This window comes from Thalassoglobus sp. (assembly GCF_048270125.1).
Taxonomy (GTDB): Bacteria; Planctomycetota; Planctomycetia; order Planctomycetales; family Planctomycetaceae; genus Thalassoglobus.
Genome location: NZ_JBLWTN010000008.1, coordinates 90671 through 103688, shown reverse-complemented (window position 1 = coordinate 103688; position 13018 = coordinate 90671). Strand labels below are relative to the sequence as shown.

Genomic DNA, 13018 nt, shown 5'->3' with positions numbered 1-13018 from the left:
GCTGATTGAGAAAGCTCGCTCAAATGACTAGAGGCAGTTTCAAAACCCTGTTTTTATAAAAGGAGTGGCAAGCAAGTTGCATACCCGTATGAGTGAAAGGAGACACTCACATGTTAATTACCTCCCCGTACAAGACCACAGTACGAACCCCGGAGAGAGCGCTGATATTCCGGAAGTGCTTTTGAGGTCAATGGCTAGCGAGTTCGCGTCACCCTCGATCAAGCGTGCCGTTTTCAACGATTTTCGAAGTTTTTCTCCCCGATCGTGACGCGAAATTTTCGTGTAAGTGAACACGCTCAGTTGGAAATGGGCTGCTAAAACAAAAAGAGCCTCATCTCCGATCGGGTCGGAGGAGGCTGTAGGTTTCCCAGAGAAAGATCAGGGACCTGTCTAATGGTTCAACGATTTCCGGACTTTTCGAAAAACAATTCGAATTCAATTTGTCATGGATACCACATCCAAATGTTCACACTCAGCATCCCAGCGGAGTTTGGCTTTGATGCCACCCGCTTTCAGGCGCTCATAGAACGCAGGGTCAAAATCATACGGTGGCTGTCGACAGGTAAAGAGCGACTCTTTAAGCACGCTCCCTCGCAGCATCACACACCCGAACCCATTGCCTTCGACTATCTGAACACCTTCGCCAGATTCTTTGATGATTTTGTGCCCCTTCGTCCAGGCAACATAGCCATCGTGATATCGCGATCGATATGGACCGGCAACGGACGCAGTGTCCTGATCGAACCCTTGCAGCAACAACTCAGCAGCATTGTCGGGAGGGATGACATCGTCTTCGACGATCCAGATGAACGATGTTTGTACATGACGAGCCAGATGATTGTAGATCGTAGCGGCAGCCATCCGGACTGCATTCTGGACAGCAACCTGTCCTCGACGTTCTTCATCTGCCAACCCCGGATCGCCAACTGAGAGTTCTTCATAGCTGACATGGGGATAATCACATTTTGATAACCAAGCTCTGACCATGCTGGAAAACTCTGGGTCCTGGCTCGTATCCAGAAAGTGCAGTTTTGTCTGCTCCCTCGGCGAACTTTGGGACTCCAGGAACTGCGAGAACCGAGGCCAAATAGTTGTCCTGCCAGAGAGCGGAACAAAGAGTGTGATCGTTTCCAGATTCAGGCAGCGAAGTCGGTAGTATCGATCACTCTCCCAATTCTTCTTCAGAGATGCCCCCAATGCATGACGTCGATAGGCATACAATGCCGTTTGCTTTTTGGCTTTCCAGCCTTGCTCGAGGACTTTACGCCAGACGAGCCAGTCTTCGTGTCCGACCTTAGGATCGACCGGCACGTCGAACGCTCTGGTCATTTCCAACGCTTCACGTCGGACGAGTGAGGCACAATGAGCGTAGTTTTTCCAGCACATCTCCTCACTGGTGAGCGTCTCCGGAAACGCACTGACAACATCTTCCGCCCCGAACCGGACCATGTCTGAGTAGACGATTCCAATATCATGCCTGTTGAACTGCTGCATTCCCGAGCGGAGATAGTCCGGAGTCAGCAGATCATCGGCATCGACGAAACAGAGCACATCTGCGTTCGTTGCCTCCAGACCCGCTTTACGTGCCAGGCGAACATTCTCGTGTTCTGTTCGCAGATACTGAACGTTCCAGTCGGACCAGCGTTTGGCAATCTCTGGAGTCTCATCAGTCGACGCATCATCCACAACCACGATCTCGTCAGGACGACGACTTTGATGAAGAATGCTTTTCAGGCATTCGTCCAGATATTCACCGTAGTTGTGGCAGGTCACGACAACGGCCACTGATAACGCTTTGGGTGGAATTCGTTTTGCATTCTCGTCTGATTTCCGGCGACACCAAAGCGAGACCGCCGTCCCCGCTTCTTCAATCAACTCCACATCCCGCCACCCACAATCGCTGAGCATGCGGATCAGTTCTGAACGGGTCGGTCGAAATGACTTCGAACGGACACCTCCGATCCGATCTGCTGGGTTCTCATTCACGAACCGTCCTTGATAGCCTCCTTGTTCGGCATCTCCATCGTCAACGACATACGTCCAGAGCAACATCTCCGGAGCGACGGCAGCGAGTTGTCTCAGCAACTTCGCCGGATCGGCCATGTGATACATCAGACCGACGTTGTGAACTGCATCGAATGTACCGAGTGTCTCCAGGTCAGTCGCTTCGAGATCCATTTCCAAGAATGTCACATTCTGAACATTCCGCTCTCTCTGAATGAACCGTGCTCGTTTCAAATGTTCACGCCGGACATCCACACCAACCACATGTCCGACTCTGCGCGCCAGCGGAAATGTTCGGCCACCTTCCATGCAGCCCAGCTCCAGGACACGTTCTGCATAAGGCAGCCGTTCTCGGAACTGGCGCAAGAGCAATTCTTCTTCGCTGACTTCGTAAGAACCGCCAATGGTTTTACCGTTGAGCTGAAACTTCGTCGTCCAGGGACCGAGACGTTCAATTTCTGATTGGACATCAGATTTTTTCGTTGTCGGTGAACTCATGACTCAATCTTTCGCATATTCATGAACGAAATCTGACCAGTTGGTGATGACCTCACTGAGGGGACGTGTTTCGTTCTTTTGCACGGCTTGTGGTAAGGACTGTAGTTGCACGCCGAGAAAGCCCTGAAGCTGCAACAGTGAGTTTTCCCAGTCATCACAGAGCGATTCATAGGTAACATGTTCAATGGAGTGACGCTGTAAGTGACTCAATCGCCAGTCAAACACCGCCCGATTCCATTCCCGAAACCACCGCAACTCTCCCCGTTCCACATGCACCGTCGGTCGCGTTGTTAATCCCTTTTGCTCTCCCCAGAGCCCCGTGATTTGAGCAATCTTCCAGGAGACAAACTGAGCGAGGGTATCGAGCCGCTCCAGATGAATGATCTTGATACTGCGATCTTCAGCGATCGCTTCCCAGGCGGGTTCCCAATCCTGCCAACCAGACCAGCGACGATCCGGCTGAAACGCATGCACGTTGAATCCGATTGCGGACGCTGATTGATTGGCATAGACAGCCCGAATGCGTTCTTTGCCATCCTGCGGCAACCTGTGAGGCTGCTGATGATTCAAGATCTCGCGGTGCATCACAATCTCAGGATGTTTCCGCAGCGATGCGTTGAGCAGACTCGAGCCCGTTCGTGGCTGGCACAGGATCAGAAACTTGCAGCGATAAGATTCTGCCTGTTTGCTCAAGGCATTCGATAGCTGAAATGCTCCAGGCATTATGCATCCCTATCAATGAACTGAGCCGTAGCGCGTTTTGCGGTACTGAATTCCACTTTCTTCCAGAAGAAGACCGTCAATGTTTTACGAGTCTCTGGACCGGTCACTTCCGACACTGCGTGGTACGAGACATCCGACGGCTCAAACAGCACCAATCGATTGAACCGTGGTGCGATCAGTTTCTCGCACTTCTGACCAGTTGAGTCATACAACTCAAACTGACCACCCCAGTCAGCTTGCCAATCGCTGTTCAGATAGAACACTGCATTGCATGCCCGTTGCCAACCAGTGATCGGGTGGTGATCACTATCAAGATGGACTCCCAGCGAACTTCCCGTCGGCATCCCGTGCAGTCCCGAGGCATGACAGTTCCAGTCGCCGAAAGCATTCTCAATTCCCATCAATTCCGCGATCGGCAAACAGAGCATTCGCCGCACGAGTTCGCTGCAAGCAGGTGGAATCCGCAACGGATCTTTGGAAGTCAGTTTTCCATTCTCATAGCGATGCCAGAACGGCCAATGATGATCAGGCCATTCGGCTTCGGCGGCGCGGACCAACTCGGGAGGTGCCCAGTTGTCGATGACTTCGTGACGGAATGGTCGATCAAAGTACCAGTCATCAAAATCAGTCCGTTGTAGTGGTGCGGTAATCGTGGACATATTTGTAACGCTCGGGATCGGGAATGATGCCTCCAGCGACGGAGACGATCGAAGGAACGGTAACGAGGGCATAGCCCGCAGTGAGCATGCGGCGGGAGAGATCAACATCACAAAACTCAAACGGGAACCGATGACTGAACCCGATTTCACGTAACGTTTCAGTGCGGGCAGACCACAGGCCACCCTGGACATGGATCTCAGGTTCAATGATGTCTTCAGGAACGGCCGCAACGCGGTTGAATTCACAGGGATGAATATGGCCGGCTAATCCTACTTGCGGATCTACCAACGGAGCGATCAAGTCTTTGAGCCAGGAGGGATCGTTTTGCAGACCATGTGAAGCACAGAGATAAACGAAGCTGTCACCGTTAGCTTGTTCGACAGCTTTGGTGAGTCCGCCACCGATGTAGATGTTGTAGCCATCGTTCCAGAGATGGTGAACTCGAGGATCGGCTGCTGCGAGTTGCTGAGCTTGAGTTGTTGGTGACGGTGAGTTATCGACGATCAGTATCTCACCGGAAAGGTTGCTGGTTTCTAAAGCACTCAATGCCTGACTAAGAATCCTCCCCGTGATTGACCAATCAGGCTCGTAGATTACGGTGACCAGCGAAATGTTCATTCATCTTCAATCTGAGGAAAGTAGACAGCGGGGTTATAGAGATCTTCGAGACCGTCATAAGCGACGCAGGCGGACTGCTCGAAATCGAACATCCGTCCCGGCCAGGCTTCGGCGCCCCAGCCAGTCGGTTGCCAGACGTCCCGCCATTTCTCGCTACTGAACACATCGGTATTTCGGAACCAGAAGAATGTGCCCGCGAAATGCCAGGGTGATGTTGATTGGCCATCGGGGTAGATCTGGTGGTTTTCGTTGTGCTGGCGGCGATGTGTTCCCACGATTGCGGAATCGATTAGCAACTCATTGATCCGTGACCAGTCATCGAGTAACTCGTGATACATGGCGTTCCGCCAATAACGCGAGCCACGCGGTGGCCCAAGGCAACAGACATCTTTCCCGACTCCTTTGGCGTGAGCGTAAAACGTGGCCGTGTGGGGATCAGGATCGGCGACTGATTCCAGTAATGGTAGGAATGTGGCATTCTCGCGCAGTTGTGCCGAGTTGGGTCTGGTGATGATCTCAATCTGGTGATTCCCAAATGCTGCTTGAACCTGATCGGGAGTGATAAGTCCCTCACCTGTGGCAACCGCAATGACTCGTCTGCCGTTGAACAAATCGATCCGTTTCAACAACTGTTGGACATTGCGGAGCCAGATGTCATTCGTCGCAAATGGCGTGATGTGATAAATCAGGTTGCGAGTTGTGATGTTGCTTTTCGGTTGAGGAACGTTGTGCAGATGCTGGCATGCGGTGGTCCAATCGACGAGTCGCTTCCAGTGAGGTTCAAGTTCACGAAAAAAGCGAACGTCATAACAAGTCTCTCCCTCCGGGAGGCAGAATGGTCGTTGTTTGAGAACCTCAGCTCTCATTACGAGACACCCAAACCCACTCCCTCGGATTTCTTCAACTTGGGGACGATCTGGTAAGGGGCGACAGAGTTGATGAACTCCTGCATTTCCAGACCGCTCACGTGACCAAACCAAATACCTACCATCGAACCGTGATCGGTACGGTGCGGAGACAGAAGCGACATTCTCCTCAAAGGAATGCAATAAACGCGAAAGAACATCAACCGGTGGAATGATGTCATCTTCCAGGATCCAAACGTAATCGGTTTTCAGTTCCGCCCGCAGCAGGTTATAGATGCGACACATCTGCTCGTTGACGGCAATCAGTTGCTGATCGCGTGGGAGGTCGGCCAATCCTGCCTGCTTTGATGGAAGACGAATATTTCGTACGTCGGGATAGTCGCACGTTGAGAACCACGACCGAATCCTGTTCGAGAACGATTTATCACGACTTGTGTCACACAGAATGAGTCGCGTCTGATGATGCGGCCACGTCTGTTGTTGCAAGAAGTGTTGAAGCTTTGGCCAGAGATGTTTTCGTCCTGACAGCGGAATAAACAACGTGATCGATTCTTGATCGAGAGACTGTTGCTGAAAATACGATTCCTTGCGGTCACTTTGAACGTAAACAATTCCGGAGTGTTTACGGAGTTCCCATCCTGATCGTGACAGTTGTCGTAACAGAACATTCAGTGGCTCACCTTGGTGATGTACTGCCACCAATGCTTCACGACGCACCAGGATGGTCGGTGCTTGTATTCCCGATCTCGCGAGATCATTGGCTGTCACGTGTCCCGGATAGTCAGTCCGTTCTTCAGTTTGAATGAGTTCGTGATCGGAATAGACTGCTCCGACTTCAGGAGTATTCAACTTTTGAACTGCTTGAGGCAGCCAATCTGGACCAAGTTGTGTGTCAGGTGAAATAAGACAGACGGAGTTGTGCTGGACATCCAGCGAACTGTTGGCGATGTGGACGCCACGTGATCTGAATCGGTTGACGATTTTGCGAATACTCCGATTCGTTTTCCCTGTGATGAGGATTTCAGCGGGAGCCGGGCGCTGCGATAAAACGTTGATCAACAGGCTTTCGAGAAATTTTGGTTGGGGATCACTGATCACAACCGAAACCGGAGGGTGCTCAATACGAGGCGGTTCTGTGATAGGAGTAGTCTGGCTTGGAACCTCTCTTGCTTCATGAACTCCACGAAGACGATTCAGAATCTCCGGTTTGAGTTGAACGAGCCGCTGGCGAAGATCTGCTGTCAGCTTTCGGCGAGGATAATAGACCAGTTGATCACCACGCAGTTCGAGGCGAATACCACGTTCGGTGAGTTCATTCAGAAAATCATCAACCGGACTCACACAGTCCCCCATTGATCGCCATCACTCAGATTCCCAATCCGCACCAGTGCCCAACGCAGGCTGCCGTAATACCCGTAGCCATATCCATAACCACCGTAGCCCGATCCCGAGCCGGACTCTTTCCAGAGAATGAACGCACTCCCTGCAGTGTCGGTTTTGAGAGAATCGGTCTCGTCATGCTCGACATCCGCCCACTCATGCTCTTCATCCACGACATTCAGCTGAACCGTAGTGACTCCACTGATCAGTCCCCGACCAATCATCCCCGCCCGCAACGGTTCCTGCAGGACCACGAATCGACCGAGATGGTTCGATTCATCAGGCTTACTTCCGATGACGGCCAGTTGATTCTGAAAACTGAACATGTTCTCAGCAGGCAAGAAGAGTGGCCGTTCAATCCCCAACACTTCAAAGCGGTTGAGATCCGTACCAGACTCATTTTTGACGAGGATGATCCCCGGTTGTTGAATCTCGGGTTGGTTCTTTGAACCACGGTTCTGCGTCCGTTGCCGAAAGTCTTGCGCGGCATCGATAAACGTATTGAAAGTTTCAGCTTGGATTCTGAGCGAATCACCACGCTGAACCTTCTTGAATGGATCGCCCACGACGTTGCCTCGTTGTCAGATCATTCGACGCGAGTCTTATCGGAACATGCATCGAAGTGATTGACGTTCAGGACAATCCGGCTGTGCCGGTCACGTTCCGATTCCAAGACCGAAGAAATTTGTATAGGGATAAACCTGTTCGACATAAACGGATAAAGGTCGTTTCACGAGCATGAACGCATCGTTGTCGACGGCATCGGCATAGCGAATCCAGAGGTAGTCCCAGCCTCGCTTGGCGATCCCAGTGATGTCACCCACCTGTAAGCCCTGAACGTTTGGACTGGCTGCGAACCGGTAGCTGATCTCCCAGTCATCCTGACCACGCTTGGCTCCTCCCGCTCCCAGGAACAACACCTCGCCCGCAGAGAACCCCCGAAACCCACCGTTGTTGACCGTTCCTGTCAGATAAAACAGTGTCGACTTGTAAGCACCGGTCACCAGGTTGGCATCAACATAATGTGTTTCGGAGAAGTTGTAGATTGGGACACTGATATCAACTCCTTCGATCCCGTCTTTCGTGGCGCCAATCGCTCCTTTGAAGTTCGGGGGATAGATTCCCGGAGCCGCATAAACGCCGACAGTCGCGATCGACTGCGTCACATGCTGAGTTCCGCCACCTGTATCGAACGAATAGGCAGAATCACCAGCTTCTGGTGGTGCTTCTTTGCCGTAGCGGACCGAGCCTTCCCAGGCATCGTCCGCGAGTCGTTCCAGATGTGTCGATTGGCGAACCAGCCCAGAATAAACGTTCGGTGTCTGCGCAATCAGTTCGCTGTGAGCTTCAATGTCATCGGTGGTCCCGAGCACGAGATACCGCAGATCAACCGAGGGTTGTTCCCCAGCCGACTGTTCTCGCGAATCCCATTTCTCGGTGACGATGACAGACATCAAACCTCATTAACTAAATTGCAGACCACCGTGATGTGCTTCATCGAGCAGACGTTTCGTGTTCTTCGCGGTCTCTTCGGTGGCGCTGGCTGTACGGTCCGCAGCAGAACCACCAGACATTCCTCGTAATCCGAACACGTTAAACGTTCCGCTGACACTCACTTTGTCGGCGGCGGATTGCAGCCCCTGACCCGCTTGAGCGAGTTTGTCTTGGAGTTCTCCCATGAGGTCAGTCGGAGATTTCCCATCAGGTGTTGTCTCGGATTCACTGGTGGTACGCTTCTTGGCGGCCTCTTCCAAAGCTGCTTGCCATTCACGACGAGCTTGATTCAACGCCGCTTCTGAGTCCTGCAGGTCGGCCGCAAACTGCTGACGTTGGCGGGCTTTCTCGGTGGCCTGCATCTGACCGAGTTCTGAGCGAACGGCACTTTGTTGTTGATCTAATTGGGAAACTCTTCGTTTGCGGGATTGTTCCCGCTCAAAAATTGCTGAGTCTCGTTTGGAATCGGCAGCACTGTTCTGCTGAGTAACCTCCTCATCAATGGCCTGTTGTTCTGGGTTGGCGTCGACAGCAGACTTGACGCGATCAATGATGTCCGAGAACGCTTTGTCGGTGAAAGGATTAATCGTCTGCACAATCTCCTGGAGTGCCTGAAACAGTCCCATAAACTGTGTCAACACTTTCCGGACTGACCCAAGCGCGATGTTCCAGGCTTTGACCATCCCGGTGGTGAACATTGACCAGAGATCACTCAAAAAATCAACGGTCTCAATCCAGCTCTTTTGCAATCCCGACCAAGCCGTGGTGCTGGCTTTTGCAGTTCCGAAGACGGCATCCGTCCATGTCGCCACAAAGGCTTCCTTTACGGAGAGCCAGAGCGCATTTAAGGCATTTGTCCCTTTCCGCCACTCCATTTTGAGCGTCAGCCAGAGTATCCGGGCAGCCAAGCCAAGGTCGCCCGCTGCCAGGGCATCTCCGATTCCTTGAAACGCCTGCAGAGCAACTCCCTTGAGCGCAGAAAACTTGTTTCCCAACCAATCGAGAGCCTGCCCGCCAATATCCGTTGTGGTCACCAGATAAGCTGCCAACGTTCCCAATCCTGCGACCACTAAACCAATCGGAGACAGAATCGCTCCGAGCAACGACGCGGCTGTCCCCAAGAGTGTCGCTAACCCTCCCAAGCCGAACGTGACCAACTGAATCGTTCCACCCAGACCGATTAACGTCACGCCAGCGGTCATGAGTCCCGCGATGATCGCGACCGTCGTCAGGACAAGCTGTTTGTTCTCACCAATCCAATCACCCAGTGCTGACAAGAATGCTGTCACCCCACGGACTGCCATTCTCAGTTCCGTTCCAAACGCATCTCCGACTGCGATGGCGACTCCTTCCAGTGCAGACAGCAGAATCGTGACATCCCCCTTGAGCGTGTCGAGTTGTGTGTTTGCGATGTTGGCGGCGGTCCCGGTGGCATCTCCGAGAGCATCAGTCGCCTCCCGTAACCGTTCAGCACCTTGTGCCACGAGTTCCGCAGCTCCAGCAGCTTGACGAGCCGGAAAAATGGTCCCCAGGACGCGTAGTTTTTCACCGGAACCGACGCTGCTCAATGCTCCTTCCAGATCCGCCAGGATGTCAGCCAATGTGCGGACATTGCCAGCTTCATCAACGATTCGGACTCCGAGGCGTTTCAATTCTGATTCAGCGGCCGCGGAAGGAGACGTCAGCGAAAGCAGGATCCCGCGTAATGTGGAACCAGCCATCTCGCCTTGGATGCCGGCGTTTGACAGCAACTGAATGGCTGCGGTGATTTCTTCGAGTGAGATCCCCGCTGACTTCGCCATCGGTCCGACGAACTTGAAAGCATCTCCCAGCATCGTCAGGTCGGTGTTCGCAGTCGTCATCGCTTTCGCCATGACGTCGACCGCATTCCCCAACTCTTCCGCAGAGAGTCCCATCCCCGCCATGATTTTGGCAGCGATGTCGGCAGCTTCTCCAATCTCAATTTGACCGGCTGCAGCGAGGTCGAGGGTGGGACCAATCGCAGCGAGAATCTGATCAACATCGAATCCCGCCAGTGCAAACGCACTCATCGCCTCAGCCGCCTGACTCGCTGAGAAGACAGTGGTCGCTCCGAGCCGTTTGGCTGCTTTCTCCAGACGACTGAATTCGTTCTCCGTCGCTCCGGTCAAGGCTTTAACGCGAGCCATCTGCGATTCAAAGTTCGCGAATGTCTTGGCCGACAGCGCAAAAGGAACGGCCGCCAAACTCCCAATGGAAAGAAGCTTGCGACCGAACTGTTGAATCGATCTCCCGAACGCTTTCAGTTTTGCCTGAGCCCGACGCAGTCCTCGTACCAATTTCGAGTCATCGGCAAACAACTCGACATACGCACGTGAAGCACGAATGGCACCAGCAGCGACCACGTTAAATTCCTGTTGAACATGAAAGAATTAGCGAGCATCGAGTGGTCGCCGATCGACGAAGACCTGTTTCAGCACTTCCACGCCGACACGCGGCTTGGCTTCAGGAGAACGGTTAGGCGGCGGCTGCGTATGCGGATGAAAATCTTTCGGTCTCGCTGGTCGTGATTTCTTGGGATCGCGGTGACAATTGGAGATCAATGCCATCAGGGAAGCGGTATGGTTCCAGCGATCGTGACTCGCCGCATCAACCATCCAGCAGAGTTGCCGTAACGTCAGCAATGCGGGATCGACACCGACAATGCCCGCCAACTCGAAAATCAGTTTCCAGACGTCGACTGCAGGGCGTTTTCGATCGCCTGATCGAACTCCGGACTCTCCACTGCCTGCATCGCTTTGTCGATGTTTGTCGACTGACGACGTTCGGCCGCTGTCTTCACTTTCGTGAACGCTCGCTTCAGCAGCGTCCGCTTCCCTTCCCGGAAAAAATCGATCACCGCTTCAATCAGCGCGTGCACTGCAGCTTCCAGAGAAGTTTCATCGAGTGATTCCCCAAACTGCTCAGTCGTCATCCCTTGTGCGTCTAGCTGTGGTCGAACCAATGCGGTCAGGACATCGAACATGACAAACACATCTTCGACGACTTTGGTAAATGTGTCTCCTTTGGCATCGATCAAATTGGTGAGATTAATGCCCGTTAAACCTTTGACCCGCTGCAACGTGGTGACGTTGACCTCGATGGTCCAGGTGTTTCCTTTGGCATCAGTAAACGATTTCATAATCAGACCACCATCCATTCTGGAGGATTATCGCTGTAGGTTGGCTTCGCCGTCACACTGACCGTAATCGCTTCTTCCAACGGTTCGTTGCGACTAAAGTTTGTAATCGCCATCGCCGCCTTCAATCCCTGAGTTCCGGTATCAGCGATATCACCATCCAGAATCGCGAACCCGATTGCTGATCTGGAAAAGAACGCCGTTCGCACAGCGTTGAATGCGGCATCCGCAGTGTCCCACACCATCTCGAATTCAATCGAGCCATCTTTGAGAGTTGCCAGCGTCGCACGCCAACCATTGTTTCCACGTGTGGTCGCGTCCGCTTCCCCCGCTTCGATGTTGAGTGTCAAATCTTTGACATTCTTCATCTCCTCCATCGTGCCCGTGAAGTCGGCAGTATTGTGATACAGCTTGGCTTCCAGACCAAGTCGAATTCCCATGTGAAATCCTTACAGTATTAATAGTGAGCAATCGCAGCGTGTCCGGCAGCGACCAGAGCTTCGTTGAGGTTGATGTCGCCAACCCACAGCTCGGCGAGATAGCGACCGTACTTGCCCGTCCGGTCTTTCTGCGTGCGAATCGTTAGTTCGTTGCTGCCGTCGGTCAGTTTGGAGATGAATCGCTTGAGATACTCGGTCGCAGCGAGGCCATCGGGACGTTCGACACCGCGAGTTTCGGGAGCATCGATCCCGAACAGGCGAAACGTGGTCCGGAGGGAGACGTGGAAGCCAAGCTGCACATCGGCAACCACCGTGTCCCCATCAATCAACCGGACAATCTTGGCACGATATTCATACATTTCGTGAATTCACTACGCTCCCGGAGCTGGTGCAAACGATTCACCAGGGACCGCATTCATCGACACGTTGTCGGTTGTTGGGAGTGGTCCAGATGGCCAACGTCCCAGTACGGGAAGATGACTGATCGGAATCCCGTTAGTCAGGACTTCGAGGTCATCCTCGGTTGGCCAGTCATCAATCGGAGGGACGGTATCCAGGAGTTCGGTGCTGGTGAACCAGGCGGCTGGGTTGTATCCAGCGAGTTGCTGATCAGTCAGCGTGAAGTCTGGTTTCGAGGCTTCTTCGAGCGGAACTCGAAACAGTTCAGTCGCCATCAAGCGATAAACACGCTGCACGTACTGGCCAATCAACCCCGCAAACGCTTCACTGATTTCCAGTGGGCGAGCATTTTCCTGATGTTGCATCGCTTCCGTCAGAGAAAGGAGCATCAAGCCGGCGTATTGCTTCAGCCACTGGTTGCGGACTTTGAAATACGGAGTCGGATAAACCAGGAACTCCTCGGGAGCAGGTAGGGCGTGGGCCGCTTCCATATTGAGCGTCGAAGCTGGCACCGCACGGCCTGCCAGAATCGATCGCGCTCGAGTGCAGAGTTTATGGATCCGCGTCAGCGTGTTGATACTGGGTGGAGTCCGTAGCCTCGCATCGGGATGCCAGAGAATGGCTTGCAGGTTCCGTCCCAGCACATCGTTGAGATAACGAATCGTGTCGTTCTGGGACTTGGTATCGTTGGAGAAGTTGGGAACCGCGAGACCGAAACGACCCCAGTCACTCGCGCTGTACCACAGAAAAGCATCGTGAGACATGAAGGATGATCCAAG

The 13018-nt window shown here is 53.1% G+C and carries 13 protein-coding genes; all 13 read right to left on the bottom strand.

All coding sequences use genetic code 11. From position 1 onward, the window contains the following. Positions 1 to 435 precede the first annotated feature (435 nt). The 13 genes from ACN0YR_RS11815 to ACN0YR_RS11755 all read right to left on the bottom strand — a co-directional run bounded on the left by ACN0YR_RS11815 (position 436) and on the right by ACN0YR_RS11755 (position 13003). Positions 436 to 2502 carry a glycosyltransferase gene (locus ACN0YR_RS11815; protein ID WP_417849428.1) on the bottom strand — a complete coding sequence of 689 codons (2067 nt, stop codon included), beginning with the start codon at positions 2500 to 2502 and terminating at the stop codon, positions 436 to 438. Between the two features lie 3 nt (positions 2503 to 2505). After that, positions 2506 to 3225: a hypothetical protein gene (locus ACN0YR_RS11810; RefSeq protein WP_417849427.1), complete on the bottom strand. Its 720-nt coding sequence runs from the start codon at positions 3223 to 3225 to the stop codon at positions 2506 to 2508. Next, positions 3225 to 3884: a 2OG-Fe(II) oxygenase gene (locus tag ACN0YR_RS11805; protein WP_417849426.1), complete on the bottom strand. Its 660-nt coding sequence runs from the start codon at positions 3882 to 3884 to the stop codon at positions 3225 to 3227. The genes ACN0YR_RS11810 and ACN0YR_RS11805 overlap by 1 nt, the downstream gene beginning before the upstream one ends. After that, a complete protein-coding gene (locus ACN0YR_RS11800; RefSeq protein ID WP_417849425.1) occupies positions 3850 to 4503 on the bottom strand; it encodes a glycosyltransferase family 2 protein in 654 nt (217 codons plus the stop codon). The genes ACN0YR_RS11805 and ACN0YR_RS11800 overlap by 35 nt, the downstream gene beginning before the upstream one ends. Then, positions 4500 to 6722, bottom strand: a complete 2223-nt coding sequence (locus ACN0YR_RS11795; protein ID WP_417849424.1) for a hypothetical protein — start codon at positions 6720 to 6722, stop codon at positions 4500 to 4502. The genes ACN0YR_RS11800 and ACN0YR_RS11795 overlap by 4 nt, the downstream gene beginning before the upstream one ends. Further along, positions 6707 to 7315, bottom strand: a complete 609-nt coding sequence (locus ACN0YR_RS11790; protein ID WP_417849423.1) for a hypothetical protein — start codon at positions 7313 to 7315, stop codon at positions 6707 to 6709. The genes ACN0YR_RS11795 and ACN0YR_RS11790 overlap by 16 nt, the downstream gene beginning before the upstream one ends. Positions 7316 to 7405: 90 nt before the next feature. Then, positions 7406 to 8203, bottom strand: a complete 798-nt coding sequence (locus ACN0YR_RS11785) for a hypothetical protein (RefSeq protein WP_417849422.1) — start codon at positions 8201 to 8203, stop codon at positions 7406 to 7408. Between the two features lie 9 nt (positions 8204 to 8212). Next, positions 8213 to 10627: a phage tail tape measure protein gene (locus ACN0YR_RS11780; protein WP_417849421.1), complete on the bottom strand. Its 2415-nt coding sequence runs from the start codon at positions 10625 to 10627 to the stop codon at positions 8213 to 8215. A 27-nt stretch (positions 10628 to 10654) separates the two neighbouring features. Beyond that, positions 10655 to 10936 carry a hypothetical protein gene (locus ACN0YR_RS11775; RefSeq protein WP_417849420.1) on the bottom strand — a complete coding sequence of 94 codons (282 nt, stop codon included), beginning with the start codon at positions 10934 to 10936 and terminating at the stop codon, positions 10655 to 10657. A gap of 8 nt (positions 10937 to 10944) precedes the next feature. Beyond that, positions 10945 to 11403, bottom strand: coding sequence for a hypothetical protein (locus ACN0YR_RS11770; protein ID WP_417849419.1), 459 nt, complete (start codon positions 11401 to 11403; stop codon positions 10945 to 10947). Positions 11404 to 11405: 2 nt separating this feature from the next. Next, positions 11406 to 11840: a phage tail tube protein gene (locus tag ACN0YR_RS11765; RefSeq protein ID WP_417849418.1), complete on the bottom strand. Its 435-nt coding sequence runs from the start codon at positions 11838 to 11840 to the stop codon at positions 11406 to 11408. Positions 11841 to 11857: 17 nt separating this feature from the next. After that, positions 11858 to 12199 (bottom strand): thermonuclease family protein, encoded by a 342-nt coding sequence (locus ACN0YR_RS11760; protein ID WP_417849417.1) that lies wholly within the window; start codon positions 12197 to 12199, stop codon positions 11858 to 11860. A 12-nt stretch (positions 12200 to 12211) separates the two neighbouring features. Further along, positions 12212 to 13003, bottom strand: coding sequence for a hypothetical protein (locus ACN0YR_RS11755; RefSeq protein ID WP_417849416.1), 792 nt, complete (start codon positions 13001 to 13003; stop codon positions 12212 to 12214). Between the last annotated feature and the right edge of the window lie 15 nt (positions 13004 to 13018).